Raw genomic sequence first — 18,030 nt, 5'->3', positions numbered from 1 at the left:
TAAGCCTCCATACAGATACTTTCCAACCCCAAGGAGTGGAAGGTCTCCTCATCACCTCTGTGGATGCTGCGCTTGCTGGTCAAAATACCTTGCTTGCAGCTGAGAGTCTGGGATATGGTGGTGTTATCATCGGTTTGGTCCGTTACAAGTCAGAAGAAGTGGCAGAGCTTTTTAACCTGCCTGACTATACCTACCCTGTTTTTGGGATTGCCCTTGGCGTGCCAGATCAACAACACGATGTCAAACCAAGACTGCCTTTGAACCAAGTGGTATTTGAAGAAGAATACCAAGAACAGCCAGTAGCGGCGATTTTGGACTATGACCAAGTACAGGCAGACTATGCTGGTGCGCGTGCGACGACCTCTTGGAGTCAACGTTTGGCAGAGCAGTTTGGTCAAGCCGAACCTAGTTCAACTCGGAAGAATCTAGAACAGAAAAAGTTATTGTAGAAAGTGAGAAAACATGGCCTTACCAACTATTGCCATTGTGGGACGTCCCAATGTTGGGAAATCGACCCTATTTAATCGGATCGCTGGTGAGCGAATTTCAATCGTAGAAGATGTCGAGGGTGTGACACGTGACCGTATCTATGCAACGGGTGAGTGGCTCAATCGTTCCTTTAGTATGATTGATACTGGAGGGATTGACGACGTCGACGCTCCCTTCATGGAGCAAATCAAGCACCAAGCAGAAATCGCTATGGAAGAAGCTGATGTCATCGTCTTTGTGGTGTCTGGGAAAGAAGGAATCACAGATGCAGATGAGTACGTAGCTCGCAAACTCTATAAAACCCATAAACCTGTTATCCTCGCGGTTAACAAGGTTGATAATCCTGAGATGCGAAATGATATCTATGATTTCTATGCTCTGGGCTTGGGTGAACCTCTGCCAATCTCGTCTGTCCACGGTATCGGTACGGGTGATGTACTGGATGCCATCGTGGAAAATCTACCACATGAAGTCGAAGAAGAAAATCCAGATGTCATTAAATTCAGCTTAATTGGCCGTCCAAACGTTGGGAAATCAAGTTTGATCAACGCCATTTTGGGAGAAGACCGTGTGATTGCTAGTCCAGTAGCTGGGACAACGCGTGATGCCATTGATACCCACTTTACAGATACGGATGGACAAGAGTTTACCATGATTGATACAGCTGGTATGCGTAAGTCCGGTAAAGTCTATGAAAATACGGAGAAATACTCTGTCATGCGTGCCATGCGTGCCATTGACCGTTCTGACGTGGTCTTGATGGTCCTCAATGCCGAGGAAGGTATTCGTGAGTATGATAAGCGTATCGCTGGATTTGCCCACGAAGCCGGTAAAGGGATGATCATCGTGGTCAATAAGTGGGATACCCTTGAGAAAGACAATCACACCATGAAGAAATGGGAAGAAGATATCCGTGAGCAGTTCCAATACCTGCCTTATGCTCCGATTGTCTTTGTATCAGCTCTTACCAAGCAACGTCTCCACAAACTGCCTGAGATGATCAAGCAAATCAGTGAAAGTCAAAACACCCGTATCCCATCAGCTGTCTTGAACGATGTCATTATGGATGCCATTGCTATCAATCCAACACCGACAGACAAAGGAAAACGCCTCAAAATCTTCTATGCGACCCAAGTGGCAACCAAGCCACCAACCTTTGTCATCTTTGTTAACGAAGAAGAACTCATGCACTTCTCTTACCTACGTTTCTTGGAAAATCAAATCCGCAAGGCCTTTGTCTTTGAGGGAACACCGATTCACTTGATCGCGAGAAAACGCAAGTAAGCTATGCTTGTTTTTACACAAAAACAAACTAAAAGAAGACTATGAGGTCTTCTTTTTTCTATAAAAGGAGTAAAAGTTTTATCAAATTGGAGACAAAATCTGTCATCAAAATTCAATTATTTTCCTAGATTTTGTAATCTATTTGTAATGAAAATGTACTTTCTTTGTAAAAATCAAAATGCTATAATTCCTTAAATCGATTTTCCTTTATCAGGGAGGTTATTATGAAAAAAAGCAAATTGTTTAAACATAGTTTGTTGGTTCGCTTGCTTGGGTTGCTGATGGTCTTTCTCTTCTTGTCAGCATTCACAGCACCTGAAAAACCTGAGTACGGGATCTATGACCCGGATCATTATTTAACGGATGAGACTATAAGTCAGATTCGGGAATTGAATAATGTCAATAGTAAAAAATCAGAAAAATTCCAGATGGGTGTTTACGTTGTGAAAAGCCTAAATGGAGAAACAATCGAGACTGTGGCCAATGAAACAGCTAGGGCTTGGAAAATTGGCTACTCGGGAGACAATCACGGTGTCTTGATTGTGGTAGCAGTCCAAGATAGAAAATCACGGATTGAAACCAGTAATAATGTGGCCAGTAAGATCACTGACTATCAGACTCACAGGTTCTTGACAACAGCACGTCCTTACTTTAAAAAGGGAGACTACAGTAATGGAGTTCTTTCTATAGCAAACAATCTCAACTACATGTTTTATAGTGGATCGAGTACGCCTGCTTCAAGTTCTAAAAGTAGTTACGACTATGCTTCTAATTCTAGTCGTCTAAGAGAAATTGAAAAGTATACCGTTGAGAGCCGATCTTCAAAACGTCATCGAAAAAGCAGTTCGAGTGACGGAGTTATCGGATTTGGAATTCTCATTTACTTCATTGTGATGATTATCGGCTTTATTTTTGGAGGCCGTGGTGGTTCACGTGGAGATGATTCTGGCGGTGGCTGGTGGGGCGGCGACTCATCTGATTCGGGCTCCTCTTGGTCTGATTCGGGCTCCGACTCATCTGGAGGCTGGGACGGCGGTGGCTTTGATGGCGGTGGTTCGTCTGATGACTGGTGAGTGATCATATATTACTCAAACCGATTTCTCCATACAGTAAGGTGACTCCTTTGCAAGAGTTTACTCCTTAATTAAAAATAAAAACAAAGTTTGGGAAATTGATTTAAAATCTGAGTATTTTCTCAGAAAAGTTGATAAAAGAAAGTGTTAAGGTTTTGATATGAAACAAAATAAAGTAATTCTCTCAATAGTGGCGATTTTCTTTGGACTACTAGTTCTGGGAAGTTGTTCCGCAGTTACGACCTATAATGGTCTGGTTGGTGAACAGACTAAGGTGGAGCAGGCTCGGGCCGATGTCTCGACAGCCCTCCAACGTCGTTCGGACTTGATTGGTAACTTGGTGGAGTCCGTTAAAGGACAAATGAATCATGAAACCGAAGTCTTTACCAAGATTGCTGATGCTAGAGCTAAAATCGGTAGTAGCTCAGTAACTTCTGAAGAAAACCAAAAGGCTCAGGGAGAATTGAGCTCTGCTCTTTCTCGCTTGATTTCATTGACGGAGAATTATCCAGAACTCAAGAGCAATCAAAATGTTGAGCAACTAATGGTCGAACTTTCAGGCAGTGAAAATCGTATTTTTGTAGCACGCAAGGATTATAATAAAGTCGCTGCCGAGTACAATCAAAAGTTGAGAAGTTTTCCAACTGTGCTTTTTGCGAATATGATGAGCTTTAAAGAAGCTGAAACCTTTAAAGAAACAGAAGAAGCCAAGACAGTTCCTAAGGTCGATTTTGGAACATCTTCATCAAGTCAATAAAGTGAATCATCCTATGAATAGAGTGATTTTTCTAGCATGACTAGTGATTTCAAACTCAAACCTGGAAAGTCTTTTCCAGGTTTTTTTGGTATAATAAAAGGGAAGAGACAGTGACTCAAATGGAGGTTTGCTATGGAGAAAACAAAAGCCTTTCTTGAAGCGCACTACAAGAGATATATTCTTACGATTTGCCTTCTCTGGTTCCTCATGTTTTTCTTTCCTTGGGATTGGCAAGCAGGAGGAGTTTCAGTATATTATTTCGTTATGAAAAAACTCTTCGTGGTTTTTGGCGTTTTATCCATCCTATACTCCGTGCTGATTAAAAAAATCAGTCTTTTCTTCTTTGGCATCATCTTTTGCTTGGCCTTCTGGATTAATCTCTTTTGGTATTTTGGGATATTACCTGCATTCTTGGGAAATTAAACATTAAAAAATGATGGACTAGACTGGCTTCTAGTCCTTTTTTCCCCTTGTGAAACAAGGATTCTTTCTTGAAAAATAATGGTAAATATGCTAAAATTAAAAGAACATTCTAAAATATTCAGAATCTAAAGTAAGGAAAATCATGGCTAATATTTTAAAAACAATTATCGAAAATGATAAAGGGGAACTTCGTCGTCTAGAAAAGATGGCTGATAAGGTTCTTAACTATGAGAGCCAAATGGCCGCAATGTCGGACGAAGAACTAAAAGCAAAAACTGACGAATTTAAAGAACGCTACAATAAGGGGGAATCACTTGATTCGCTGTTATATGAGGCTTTTGCGGTAGTCCGTGAAGCAGCAAAACGTGTCCTTGGACTTTTCCCTTATAAAGTTCAGGTCATGGGTGGGATTGTTCTTCACCATGGTGATGTTCCAGAGATGCGTACTGGTGAAGGGAAAACCTTGACGGCGACCATGCCGGTGTACCTCAATGCCCTTGCAGGTAAAGGGGTTCACGTAGTTACAGTCAATGAATACCTAACAGAACGTGACGCGACTGAGATGGGTGAGTTGTACTCATGGCTCGGTCTGTCAGTAGGGATCAACTTAGCAGCCAAATCTCCAATGGAGAAAAAAGAAGCGTATCTCTGTGATATTACCTACTCGACCAACTCAGAGATTGGTTTCGACTACCTTCGTGACAATATGGTCGTTCGTGCAGAAAACATGGTACAGCGTCCGCTTAACTATGCCTTGGTCGATGAGGTTGACTCGATCTTGATCGATGAAGCCCGTACTCCTTTGATCGTTTCAGGTGCCAATGCAGTTGAGACTAGCCAACTCTACCATATGGCGGATCATTTTGTGAAGTCTTTGGACAAGGATGACTATATTATTGACATTCAGTCTAAGACGATTGGTTTGTCTGATTCTGGGATTGACAAGGCTGAGAGCTATTTCAAACTGGAAAATCTCTATGATGTCGAAAACGTAGCTCTTACCCACTTTATCGATAATGCCCTTCGTGCCAACTATATCATGATTCTTGATATCGACTATGTGGTTAGTGAAGAACAAGAAATCTTGATCGTCGACCAATTTACAGGTCGTACCATGGAAGGTCGTCGTTACTCTGACGGCTTGCACCAAGCGATCGAAGCAAAAGAGGGTGTGCCAATCCAAGATGAGACTAAGACTTCAGCTTCTATCACCTACCAAAACCTCTTCCGTATGTATAAGAAATTGGCAGGTATGACAGGTACTGGTAAAACAGAAGAAGAAGAATTCCGCGAAATTTACAACATTCGTGTTATCCCAATCCCAACCAACCGTCCAATCCAACGTATCGACCACTCAGACCTTCTCTATGCCAGTCTTGATGCGAAGTTTAAGGCTGTAGTTGAGGATGTAAAAGCTCGTCACCAAAAAGGTCAGCCGGTCTTGGTAGGTACAGTTGCAGTTGAAACGAGTGACTTTCTTTCTAAGAAACTGGTAGAGGCAGGTGTTCCTCACGAAGTCTTGAATGCGAAGAACCACTACAGAGAAGCGCAAATCATCATGAACGCTGGTCAGCGTGGCGCAGTTACTATCGCAACCAACATGGCCGGTCGTGGTACCGATATCAAGCTTGGCGAAGGGGTTCGTGAACTTGGTGGACTTTGTGTCATTGGTACAGAACGTCACGAAAGTCGCCGTATTGATAATCAGCTTCGTGGACGTTCAGGGCGTCAAGGGGACCCAGGTGAGTCACAATTCTACTTGTCTCTTGAAGATGATTTGATGAAACGTTTCGGTTCAGAACGTTTGAAAGGTGTCTTTGAACGTCTTAACATGTCTGATGAAGCCATCGAATCTCGCATGTTAACGCGTCAAGTTGAAGCAGCTCAAAAACGTGTCGAAGGAAACAACTACGACACTCGTAAGCAAGTCCTTCAATACGATGATGTTATGCGTGAACAACGTGAAATCATCTATGCACAACGTTATGATGTCATTACTGCAGATCGTGACTTGGCACCAGAAATCCATGCTATGATCCGCCGTACCATTGGACGTATCGTAGATGCACATGCACGCTCTAAGGAAGATGAAAAACTGGAAGCAATCCTGAACTTTGCTAAATATAACTTACTTCCAGAAGATTCAATTAGCCGTTCAGATTTTGCAGGTCTGTCAGATCAGGCCATCAAAGATGAGCTTTATCAACGTGCATTGAAGGTTTATGATAGCCAAGTTGCCAAACTTCGTGATGAAGAAGCAGTGAAAGAGTTCCAGAAGGTCTTGATCCTACGTGTTGTAGACAACAAGTGGACAGACCATATCGATGCTCTTGACCAGTTGCGAAATGCTGTTGGTCTTCGTGGATATGCCCAAAACAATCCTGTCGTAGAATATCAAGCAGAAGGTTTCCGCATGTTTAATGACATGATTGGATCAATTGAATTTGATGTGACCCGCTTGATGATGAAAGCACAAATCCACGAACAGGAACGTCCTCAAACTGAACACAATATCAGTACAACTGCGACTCGAAATATCGCAGCGCAGCAGACTCAGCTTCCAAAAGATGTGGACTTGAGCCAAGTCGGACGAAATGATCAATGCCCATGTGGATCTGGTAAGAAATTCAAGAACTGTCATGGTAAGAGACAATAATATGAGATAAGATACAGGCGGATACCTGGTAAAAATCATTTTTTGCTTGGTGTCCGTTTGCTTTATAAGGAGATGAATCATGGTATTTACAGCTAAAAGTCCTAAAATTAACATTGAAGAAGTTCGAGCCTTGTCTAAATTAGAGGGGGCGGCTCTTGCGAGAAAAAACCAACGTGATCAGGAATTGGAAGCCATCATCCGTGGGGAAGACCAGCGTATTCTCTTGGTGATAGGACCATGTTCATCTGATAATGAAGAGGCGGTTCTCGAGTATGCCAAGCGTCTATCTGCTTTGCAAGAAGAGGTCAAAGACCGCATTTTTATGGTCATGCGAGTCTATACGGCTAAACCTCGTACCAATGGAGATGGCTATAAGGGCTTGATTCATCAACCAAATGCTAAAGAAGCACCTAGTTTGATCAATGGAATCAAGGCTGTTCGTCATTTACATTACCGAGTTATTTCTGAAACGGGTATGACAACAGCGGATGAGATGCTTTATCCTGAAAATCTTCCGTTGGTGGATGATTTGATTTCTTATATGGCTGTTGGAGCTCGTTCTGTAGAGGATCAACAGCACCGTTTTGTAGCGAGTGGAGCAGATTTTTCAACAGGATTTAAAAATCCAACATCTGGAAATCTCAATGTTATGTTTAACGGGATTTACGCAGCGCAAAATAAGCAGAGTTTCCTCTTCCTCGGTAAAGAGGTGGAAACAACAGGGAATCCATTGTCCCATGCTATTCTTCGTGGTGCCTTGAATGAATACGGGAAAAATATTCCCAACTACTACTATGACAATTTGATAGATACCATTGCCCAGTATGAAAAGATGGGCTTGGAAAATCCCTTTATCATCATCGATACCAATCATGACAATTCAGGCAAGCAGTATATGGAGCAAATCCGTATCGTTCGTCAGACCTTGATTAACCGTGACTGGAATGAGAAAATCAAAAAATATGTTCGTGGTTTTATGATTGAGTCCTATCTAGAAGATGGACGTCAAAATGAGCCAGAAGTTTTTGGTAAGTCCATTACAGATCCATGTCTCGGATGGGACAACACAGAAGCACTTGTTCGCGAAATTTACCAAACGCTAGGAGAGTAAGATGGCATTTATCGGAAAAGGTCAAGAAATTGATATTGAAGCAATCAAGGCTGAGACCCAGTTGTCACCTGAAGCCTTGCGAAAAAAAGAAGCCCGTGATAGAGAGTTGGCAGCCATCATTTCGGGTGAGGACGACCGAATCCTTTTGGTGATGGGGCCTTGCTCTTCGGACAATGAAGAAGCAGTACTCGAATATGCTCGCCGCTTAGCAGACTTGCAGAAAAAGGTTGCGGATAAAATCTTTATCGTGATGCGTGTTTATACAGCTAAACCTCGTACCAATGGAGATGGCTATAAGGGTTTGGTTCATCAGCCCGATACTTCGAAAGCTCCAAGCTTGATTAATGGCTTGCAAGCCGTTCGTCAACTGCACTACCGTGTGATTACGGAGACTGGATTGACAACAGCTGATGAGATGCTCTATCCGTCAAATCTCGTTTTGGTTGATGACCTGGTCAGCTACCATGCTGTTGGGGCTCGTTCAGTGGAAGACCAAGAACACCGCTTTGTAGCCTCTGGGATTGATGCTCCAGTTGGGATGAAAAATCCAACATCTGGGAACCTTGGGGTCATGTTTAATGCCATATATGCAGCTCAAAACAAGCAAACCTTCCTTTATCATGGCCAAGAAGTGCAAACTTCAGGAAATCCCTTGGCCCACGTTATCCTTCGTGGCGCCATGAACGAATATGGTAAAAATGAACCCAACTTCTACTATGAAACCCTCTTAAATGCCATCAATCGCTATGAGACTATGGGACTTGAAAATCCCTTCATTATCATCGATACCAATCATGACAATTCAGGCAAGCAGTATATGGAACAAATTCGCATTGTTCGTCAGGCCTTGCTGAATCGTGACTGGAATGAAAAGATTAAAAAGACGGTTCGAGGCTTTATGATCGAATCTTACCTAGCAGACGGTCGCCAAAATCAACCAGAGGTCTTTGGTTGCTCCATTACCGACCCTTGTCTAGGATGGGAAAATACAGTAGCCTTGGTAGAAGAAATTTATACTACCTTAACAAAATAAGTGAAAAGGATGGAGTTGGGGGAATCTCAGCTCCTTTTATGAGTATGATAGTTGGACACGGAATTGACATCGAAGAATTGGCTTCGATAGAAAGTGCAGTTACACGACGTGAGGGCTTTGCCAAGCGCGTGCTGACAACTAAGGAAATGGAGCGATTTACCAGTCTCAAAGGGCGCAGACAAATCGAATATTTGGCTGGTCGCTGGTCGGCTAAGGAAGCTTTTTCCAAGGCTATGGGGACAGGAATTGGCAAACTGACCTTTCAGGATTTGGAAGTCTTGAACAATGAAAGAGGGGCGCCTTATTTTAGTCAGGCACCATTTTCAGGAAAGATTTGGCTATCTATCAGCCACACAGATCAGTTTGTGACAGCCAGTGTCATTTTGGAGGAAAATCATGAAAGCTAGTCTACATAGACCAACCAAGGCTCTGATTCGTTTGGGAGCTATTCGACAAAATATACAACAAATGGGAAGTCATATCCCTAATGGTACGCTCAAATTTGCAGTAGTCAAGGCTAATGCTTATGGACATGGGGCGGTAGCTGTTGCAACGGCTATCCAGGATGTTGTTGATGGATTTTGCGTTTCCAATATCGATGAAGCTATCGAGTTGCGTCAAGCAGGTATAAACAAGAAAATCCTCATCTTAGGAGTTTCTGAGCTAGAAGCTGTTTCCCTAGCTAAAGAATACGACATCACCTTGACAGTGGCAGGGTTGGATTGGATTCAAGCGCTGTTAGACAAGGGAGCAGATTTAACTGGCTTGACTGTTCACCTCAAGATTGACTCAGGGATGGGACGGATTGGTTTCCGAGATTCCAGTGAGGCAGAGCAGGCTCAAGCCTTGCTCCAACAATACGGTGCTCACGTTGAGGGGATTTTTACCCACTTTGCTACTGCAGATGAAGAAGCAGATGACTATTTTAATGCCCAGTTAGAATGCTTTAAAGCTATTTTGGCAAGTATGAAGGAAGTTCCAGAGCTGGTTCATGCCAGCAACTCAGCAACGACCCTCTGGCATGCTGAGACTATTTTCAATGCAGTCCGTATGGGAGATGCCATGTATGGTCTCAATCCAAGTGGAGAGGTCTTGGACTTACCCTATGATTTGACACCAGCCTTGAGTTTGGAGTCTGCCCTGGTTCATGTCAAGACAGTTCCAGCTGGAGCTTGCATGGGCTATGGAGCAACCTATCAGGCGGATAGTGAGCAAGTCATCGCGACCGTGCCAATCGGTTATGCGGATGGTTGGACACGAGACATGCAGAATTTCTCTGTCTTGGTAGATGGCCAAGCTTGCCCAATCGTCGGACGAGTATCTATGGACCAAATCACCATTCGGCTGCCTAAGGGTTACCCGCTAGGAACAAAAGTAACCTTGATTGGCTCCAACGGTGACAGGGAAATCACAGCAACTCAGGTAGCGACCTACCGTGGAACCATTAACTATGAGGTGGTTTGCCTCCTCAGTGACCGCATTCCGAGAGAATATTATTAAAAAGAAAGGAGTAGAGCATGAATCTACACCAACCCTTGCATGTCTTGCCTGGTGTGGGACCAAAGTCAGCCGAGAAATACGCCAAATTAGGAATTGAAAACTTGCAAGACCTCTTGCTCTACTTTCCTTTTCGTTATGAAGATTTCAAGACCAAGCAGGTGCTAGACCTGGAAGACGGGGAGAAGGCAGTTCTGTCTGGTCAAGTCGTGACCCCTGCCAGTGTCCAGTATTATGGTTTCAAGCGCAATCGCCTACGTTTTAGCCTCAAGCAGGGAGAAGTCGTTTTTGCGGTGAATTTTTTTAACCAGCCCTATCTGGCTGATAAGATAGAGTTGGGTGCAACCCTTGCTGTCTTTGGGAAATGGGACCGTGCCAAGGCCAGTCTGACTGGGATGAAGGTTCTGGCTCAGGTGGAAGATGACCTCCAGCCTGTCTATCGTCTGGCTCAAGGAATCAGTCAGGCCAGTCTGGTCAAGGTCATCAAAACGGCCTTTGATCAGGGGTTAGACCTCTTGATTGAGGAAAATCTTCCCCAGTCTTTGCTGGACAAATACAAACTCATGTCCCGTTGTCAGGCTGTCCGCGCTATGCATTTTCCTAAGGATTTGGCAGAATACAAGCAGGTCCTTCGCCGTATCAAGTTTGAGGAACTCTTTTACTTCCAAATGCAGTTGCAGACGCTCAAGTCTGAAAATAGAGTTCAGGGAAGCGGTCTGGTTCTGAATTGGTCTCAGGAAAAAGTGACGGCTGTTAAGGAATGTTTACCTTTTGCCTTAACCCCAGATCAGGAAAAAAGTTTGCGGGAAATTTTGACCGACATGAAGTCGGACCACCACATGAATCGTCTCCTGCAAGGAGATGTGGGGAGCGGGAAAACGGTAGTCGCTGGCTTGGCCATGTTTGCTGCAGTGACGGCTGGCTACCAAGCGGCTCTCATGGTACCGACCGAAATCCTTGCTGAGCAACACTTTGAAAGTCTACAGAGTCTCTTTCCAGACTTGAAACTCGCTCTCTTGACAGGATCCTTGAAAGCTGCAGAAAAAAGAGAAGTCTTGGAGACCATAGCGAAGGGTGAGGCTGATTTGATTATCGGAACCCACGCTCTGATACAAGATGGGGTTGATTATGCTCGCCTTGGTTTGATTATCATCGATGAGCAGCACCGTTTTGGTGTGGGACAAAGGCGGATTTTACGGGAAAAAGGCGACAACCCAGACGTTCTCATGATGACGGCGACGCCCATTCCGCGAACATTGGCTATCACAGCCTTTGGCGATATGGATGTTTCCATTATCGACCAGATGCCTGCGGGTCGGAAACCCATTGTGACACGTTGGATCAAACATGAGCAACTGCCTCAGGTGCTGACTTGGTTAGAAGGAGAAATTCAAAAAGGTTCTCAAGCATACGTCATCTCTCCCTTGATTGAAGAATCAGAAGCTCTGGATCTGAAAAATGCCATTGCCTTATCTGAGGAGTTGACAGCTCATTTTGCCGGCAAGGCTGAAGTAGCTCTTCTACATGGTAAGATGAAGAGTGACGAAAAAGACCAGATCATGCAGGAATTCAAAGAGAGAAAGACGGATATTTTGGTTTCGACAACGGTTATCGAGGTTGGGGTCAATGTTCCAAATGCGACCGTCATGATTATCATGGATGCTGATCGGTTCGGTCTCAGCCAGCTTCATCAGCTCAGAGGTCGTGTCGGTCGGGGAGACAAGCAGTCTTATGCTGTTCTTGTGGCTAATCCCAAGACGGACTCTGGGAAGGACCGCATGCGCATCATGACAGAAACCAATAATGGATTTGTCCTTGCTGAGGAAGATTTGAAAATGCGCGGATCGGGTGAGATTTTTGGAACCAGACAATCAGGACTACCAGAATTTCAAGTGGCAGATATTATCGAAGATTTTCCGATTTTAGAAGAAGCCAGAAAGGTTGCCAGCTACATTAGTTCGATAGAAGGTTGGAAAGAGGATCCAGAATGGCGCATGATTGCTCTCCACCTAGAGAAGAGAGAACATCTGGATTAAGCCTTTTCTAAGAAATCTATAAGCTAGCTTTTAGGTTTGGGTCTTATACTAGAGTCATCAAAAAGAAACGAGGACTCTCACATGACGATTAAAGTAACCTACCAAAAGAAATTCCAAACCGTCAAACTAGAGAAAGGAGCTAGCACCTATTGATACACAAAGAGCGGAAACGCTCTTTTTATTTTTATAAAATGGTCGGCTATAAATCAAACTTAGTCGAGTGATAAAAAGATATTAGTCTCCAAGCCTATTTACTCTTTGACTGAAGCTTGATATAATTGCCCCATCTGAGTAAAGAGGAGTGAAAAGAATGTTAGAAACAAGAACGATTGCTATCCAAGATAGGTATGAAGAACGATTTCAGCATTGTTGGGGATGTGGTCCCAAGAATGATTTAGGCTTACATTTAAAAACCTATCCAAGTATAGATGGGAATAGTTGTATTAGTCGGATAAAGCTTGAAAATGCTTATACTGGTGGAGTTCCATCAAATGTCTTTGGAGGAATGATAGCGACTATTTTTGATTGCCATGGCACGGCCTCAGCAGCTTGGTTTGCCCATCATCAAAAAGGGTTGGAACTGACGGAATCAACTGTGATAGGACGTTTTATTACAGCTCGCTTGGAGATTGATTACCTTAGTCCTAGTCCAATTGAAGATGAAATTGTGGTTACTTCTACTCTGGAGGAATTAGGGGAAAGAAAAGCAATTATTGCTATGGAGATGACAGTGGCTACTAAAGTCCGTGCCAAAGCCAAAATGGTAGCAGTTGCTGTGAAGGATCATATGTAAAACGGAAGATTAGAAGTTTAAGATTTTAAAACTACTTTCAGACGATAGGTTTGAGGAAAGAGAATCTAAAATCACTTTCTATTTAGCATTCTTTCTTGCATTGCTTTCCTAGATATGCTAGAGTTATGATAGCGATTACAAAACTAAAGGAGCATGCTATGAAAAATCCAGCTTTACTAGAAGAAATCAAGACCTACCTAGGACGGGATGAGATTCCAGAAGACTTTGACGCTTTCTGGGATGAGGAAGTCAAAAAAGTTTCCACTCTTCCAGCCTACCAGCTGGAGGAAAGAGATTTCCATATTCCCCAAGTCAAGTGTTATGAGCTAACCTTTGAAGGAAGCAATGACGGAAGAGTCTATGCACGTGTCGTCCTTCCAAAAAGTGAGGAGAAAGTTCCGGTAATCTTCCACTTTCATGGTTATATGGGACGTGGCTGGGACTGGGCCGACATGCTGGCCTTCACCGTGGCTGATTACGGGGTTGTTTCTATGGACGTTCGAGGCCAATCAGGTTATTCGCAAGATGGTTTGCGCTCTCCTTTGGGAAATACCGTTAAGGGACATATCATCCGTGGTGCTGTTGAAGGTCGAGACCAGCTCTTTTATAAGGATGTCTATCTGGATATTTACCAGTTAATCGAAATTGTTGCTAGTCTGCCACAGGTAGATGAGAAGCGACTTTCTAGTTATGGTGCCTCACAAGGCGGTGCTTTAGCCCTGGTTGCAGCAGCGCTCAATCCTCGGATTCAGCGAACAGTTGCCATCTATCCCTTCTTGTCTGACTTTAGACGAGTGCTTGAGATTGGCAATACCAGTGAAGCCTATGATGAACTTTTCCGTTATTTCAAGTTCCACGATCCCTTCCATGAAACAGAGGATGAAATCATGGCGACTCTAGCCTATATCGATGTGAAAAATCTTGCCCATCGCATTCAAGGTGAGGTCAAGATGATTACGGGCTTGGACGACGATGTTTGTTATCCTATTACCCAGTTTGCAATTTACAACCGTCTGACCTGTGATAAGATCTATCGCATCATGCCTGAGTATGCCCACGAAGCCATGAATGTTTTTGTCAATGACCAAGTTTATAACTGGCTCTGTGGTAGTGAGATTCCTTTTAAGTACGCAAGATAATGAATGAGAGAGCCCAGGAGCTCTCTTTTTATGTCCAAAACCTGAAAGTACTTTTAAAAAATTTAAAATATTAAAATATTCTTAAAAGTAAAATCTATTCTGTGAGAACATAGATATAAATATAAGACTTTATTGTATAATAAAGGAAAAATCACTTGTGAAAGGAGGAAAAATGCTGCTGGGCGCTTAAAGAATAGCTCAGCAGAAATGGGAGAGGATTGGGAGCTCTCATTGAGTTGGTTACTTTCTTGTAAATCTTGTCTCTCTTAAGAGGCAATAAAAATTTTTAAAGAAAAAAGAAAGCGCTTTATTTTTATGAAAAATGGAAGGACAAACATGAATTACAACTCTTTACATCGGAAACAGCGATACGGAATTCGAAAATTTGCAATCGGAGCAGCATCAGTAGTGATTGGTACAGTAGTATTTGGAGTAAATCCAGTCTTAGCTCAAGAGCAAGCCAATGTAGCAGGTGCTAGTACAGAAACTGTCGAACCTGGTCAAGGTTTATCAGAAGTACCAAAAGAAGTGTCCTCGGGAGATCTTGCTCATTTGGATAAGGATTTGGCTGGTAAATTGGCAGCAGCTCAAGACAACGGCGTTGTGGTGGACCAAGATCATTTGAAAAAAAATGAGAGTACAGAATCAGAAACTCCATCCTCTACGGAAACCCCTGCAGAAGAAGCAAATAAGGAAGCAGAATCAGAGGATCAGGGAGCTATTCCTCGTGACTATTACTCAAGAGATTTAAAAAATGCTAATCCTGTCCTTGAAAAAGAAGATGTTGAAACCAATGCAGCAAATGGTCAGAGAGTCGATTTATCAAGTGAACTAGACAAACTAAAGCAACTAAAAAATGCTACAGTTCACATGGAGTTCAAACCAGATGCATCAGCTCCACGCTTTTACAATCTCTTCTCTGTATCCAGTGACACCAAGGAAAATGAGTACTTTACTATGTCGGTCCTTGATAATACAGCTCTTATTGAAGGGCGTGGCGCTAACGGGGAGCAGTTCTATGATAAGTATACAGATGCTCCTTTGAAAGTTCGCCCTGGACAATGGAATTCCGTGACCTTTACTGTCGAACAACCGACAGCAGAGTTACCTCATGGTCGAGTTCGTCTCTATGTGAACGGTGTCTTATCTCGAACAAGCCTCAAATCTGGTAACTTTATCAAAGATATGCCAGATGTTAATCAAGCTCAACTTGGAGCAACCAAACGGGGCAATAAAACAGTTTGGGCATCAAACCTACAAGTTCGAAACCTAACCGTTTATGATCGTGCTTTAAGCCCAGATGAAGTTCAAACACGGAGTCAACTATTTGAAAGAGGTGATTTAGAAAAGAAACTTCCTGAGGGCGCGAAAATCTCAGAGAAAGAAGATGTCTTTAAAGGGGGAATGCATAACCAACCAAACAAAGATGGCATCAAGAGTTATCGTATTCCAGCTCTTCTCAAGACTGATAAAGGAACGCTGATTGCAGGTGCAGATGAACGCCGTCTCCATTCGAGTGACTGGGGTGATATCGGTATGGTCATTAGACGCAGTGAAGATAATGGTAAAACTTGGGGAGATCGAGTAACCATTACCAACTTACGTGACAATCCAAGAGCTTCTGACCCATCAATCGGTTCACCAGTGAATATCGATATGACCTTGACTCAAGATCCTGAAACCAAACGCATCTTTGCCATTTATGACATGTTCCCAGAAGGAAAAGGGATCTTTGGAATGTCTTCGCAAAAAGAAGAAGCTTACAAAGAAATCAATGGTAAAACCTATCAACTCCTCTATCGAGAAGGTGAACAGGGAGCTTATACTATTCGAGAAAATGGTACAGTTTACACTCCAGATGGCAAGGCAACAGACTATCGCGTTGTTGTAGATCCTGTTAAACCAGCATACAGCGACAAGGGTGATCTATACAAGGGTGACCAGCTACTAGGCAATATCTACTTCACCACAAACAAAACTTCTCCATTTAGAATTGCCAAGGATAGCTACCTATGGATGTCTTACAGTGATGACGACGGGAAGACCTGGTCTGCTCCTCAAGATATTACTCCGATGGTCAAAGCCGATTGGATGAAATTCCTAGGCGTAGGTCCTGGAGTGGGGATAACCCTTCGTACTGGACCGCATAAAGGTCGAATCGTCGTTCCTGTCTATACAACCAATCGGACTAACCACCTCAATGGTTCTCAATCATCTCGAATCATCTACTCAGACGACCATGGTAAGACATGGCATATGGGTGGTGGTGTCAACGACAATCGTACACTTTATGATGGTACAGTGGTTGATTCAAGTACCATGAATAATTATTATGCTCAAAATACAGAGGCTTCTGTTGTTCAGTTGAACAATGGGGATCTCAAACTATTTATGCGTGGTTTGACAGGTGATCTACAGGTTGCAACCAGTCATGATGGTGGTCTAACTTGGGACAATAACGTTGAACGCTACGATGTGCCAGATGTTTATGTTCAAATGGCTGCGACTCATACGGTTCAAAATGGTAAAGAGTATATTCTTTTGGCGAATGCAAACGGTCCAGGTCGTAAAAATGGTTATATTCGAGTGGCTCGTGTTGAAGAAGATGGCCAGTTAACTTGGTTGCACCATCATTTGATTCAGGAAGGAGAATATGCTTATAACTCTCTCCAACAAATTGGACCAGATGAATTTGGACTTTTATATGAGCATCATGCTCCTGGAGGTGTTCCATATACACTTTCCTTCAAGAAATTCAACTGGGATTTCTTGACCAAGGAAAGAATTTCTCCTAAAGAAGCAAAAGTAAAATATACTATTCAAAAATGGCCAGGTATTATTGCGATGGAGTTTGATTCGGAAGTATTGGTAAATAAGGCTCCGACCCTTCAGTTGGCAAATGGTAAAACAGCAACCTTCATGACCCAGTACGATACAAAGACTCTCTTATTTACAGTGGATCCAGAAGATATGGGTCAAAGAATTACTGGTCTATCTGAGGGTGCAATTGAAAGCATGCACAATTTACCAGTTTCTTTAGCTGGCTCTAAACTAAGCGATGGTATTAATGGCAGTGAAGCTGCTATCCATGAGGTTCCAGAGTTTACAGGAGGCGTTAATGCAGGAGAAGCTGCTGTGGCAGAGATACCAGAGTACACAGGTTCATTAGCAACAGTAGGAGAAGAGCCAGCTCCAACGGTAGAAAAATCGGAATTCACAGGAGGCGTTAATGCAGAAGAAGCCGCTGTGGCAGAGATACCAGAGTACACTGGTCCATTGGCAACGGTAGGTGAAGAACCGGCTCCAACGGTAGAAAAACCGGAATTCGCAGGAGGCGTTAATGCTGTTGAGGCAGCAGTCCATGAGATTCCAGAGTTCAAGGGTGGTGTCAATGCAGTTCAAGCAGCCTCAAACGAGCTTCCGGAATATAGAGGGGGTGCTAACTTTGTCTTGGCAGCTTCAAATGACCTGCCAGAGTATAAAGGTGGAGTCAATGGCGCTGAGGCAGCAGTCCATGAAGTGTCAGAGTACAAGGGAGAAACTAATCTAGTATTGGCAGCTGCAGACAATAAACTATCTCTAGGACAAGATGTGACCTATCAAGCTCCAGCAGCTAAACAAGATGAACTTCCAAATACAGGAAGCAAGGAAACAAGCTCACTGATGTCCCTTGGTCTTTCAGGTATGCTTTTATCCTTGTTTGCATTAGGCAAGAGGAGAAAAGAATAATAAGAAAAGC

14 protein-coding genes are annotated in these 18,030 nt (G+C 43.2%); all 14 read left to right on the top strand.

Annotated features, from left to right (window positions below; translation table 11 throughout):
- Positions 1-449 (top strand): nitroreductase family protein (locus ATE34_RS06735; protein WP_180382680.1); only part of this gene is annotated, 449 nt, incomplete at its 5' end.
- Between the two features lie 13 nt (positions 450-462).
- Positions 463-1,773 carry a ribosome biogenesis GTPase Der gene (gene der, locus ATE34_RS06730; protein WP_084853278.1) on the top strand — a complete coding sequence of 437 codons (1,311 nt, stop codon included), beginning with the start codon at positions 463-465 and terminating at the stop codon, positions 1,771-1,773.
- A 224-nt stretch (positions 1,774-1,997) separates the two neighbouring features.
- A complete protein-coding gene (locus tag ATE34_RS06725; protein WP_084911407.1) occupies positions 1,998-2,846 on the top strand; it encodes a TPM domain-containing protein in 849 nt (282 codons plus the stop codon).
- A gap of 160 nt (positions 2,847-3,006) precedes the next feature.
- Entirely contained in the window at positions 3,007-3,603 is a 597-nt protein-coding gene (locus ATE34_RS06720; protein WP_000812474.1) for a LemA family protein, read from the top strand.
- Positions 3,604-3,735: 132 nt separating this feature from the next.
- The gene (locus ATE34_RS06715; RefSeq protein WP_000415954.1) at positions 3,736-4,026 is read left to right on the top strand and encodes a hypothetical protein; all 291 of its coding nucleotides are present in this window, start codon (positions 3,736-3,738) and stop codon (positions 4,024-4,026) included.
- 142 nt (positions 4,027-4,168) lie between these two features.
- Positions 4,169-6,682: a preprotein translocase subunit SecA gene (gene secA / locus ATE34_RS06710; RefSeq protein WP_061598125.1), complete on the top strand. Its 2,514-nt coding sequence runs from the start codon at positions 4,169-4,171 to the stop codon at positions 6,680-6,682.
- Positions 6,683-6,761: 79 nt separating this feature from the next.
- On the top strand, positions 6,762-7,793 hold the full coding sequence (locus ATE34_RS06705; RefSeq protein ID WP_061598126.1) for a 3-deoxy-7-phosphoheptulonate synthase: 1,032 nt from the start codon (positions 6,762-6,764) through the stop codon (positions 7,791-7,793).
- Position 7,794: 1 nt separating this feature from the next.
- On the top strand, positions 7,795-8,826 hold the full coding sequence (locus ATE34_RS06700) for a 3-deoxy-7-phosphoheptulonate synthase (RefSeq protein WP_084911406.1): 1,032 nt from the start codon (positions 7,795-7,797) through the stop codon (positions 8,824-8,826).
- 44 nt (positions 8,827-8,870) lie between these two features.
- Positions 8,871-9,233 carry a holo-ACP synthase gene (gene acpS, locus ATE34_RS06695; RefSeq protein ID WP_084911410.1) on the top strand — a complete coding sequence of 121 codons (363 nt, stop codon included), beginning with the start codon at positions 8,871-8,873 and terminating at the stop codon, positions 9,231-9,233.
- Positions 9,223-10,326, top strand: coding sequence for an alanine racemase (gene alr / locus ATE34_RS06690; RefSeq protein WP_084911405.1), 1,104 nt, complete (start codon positions 9,223-9,225; stop codon positions 10,324-10,326). The genes acpS and alr overlap by 11 nt, the downstream gene beginning before the upstream one ends.
- Positions 10,327-10,343: 17 nt before the next feature.
- Positions 10,344-12,359 (top strand): ATP-dependent DNA helicase RecG, encoded by a 2,016-nt coding sequence (gene recG / locus ATE34_RS06685; protein WP_084911404.1) that lies wholly within the window; start codon positions 10,344-10,346, stop codon positions 12,357-12,359.
- 310 nt (positions 12,360-12,669) lie between these two features.
- Positions 12,670-13,152, top strand: coding sequence for an acyl-CoA thioesterase (locus ATE34_RS06675; RefSeq protein ID WP_084911403.1), 483 nt, complete (start codon positions 12,670-12,672; stop codon positions 13,150-13,152).
- 158 nt (positions 13,153-13,310) lie between these two features.
- Positions 13,311-14,291 (top strand): acetylxylan esterase, encoded by a 981-nt coding sequence (locus ATE34_RS06670; protein WP_084911402.1) that lies wholly within the window; start codon positions 13,311-13,313, stop codon positions 14,289-14,291.
- A gap of 336 nt (positions 14,292-14,627) precedes the next feature.
- A complete protein-coding gene (locus tag ATE34_RS06665) occupies positions 14,628-18,020 on the top strand; it encodes an SIALI-17 repeat-containing surface protein (protein ID WP_084911401.1) in 3,393 nt (1,130 codons plus the stop codon).
- Positions 18,021-18,030: the final 10 nt, after the last annotated feature.

The organism is Streptococcus oralis subsp. tigurinus (assembly GCF_002093545.1).
Classification (GTDB): Bacteria; Bacillota; Bacilli; order Lactobacillales; family Streptococcaceae; genus Streptococcus; species Streptococcus oralis_C.
Note: the sequence above shows the minus strand (reverse complement) of the source record. Positions and strands in the feature narration are given on the sequence as shown.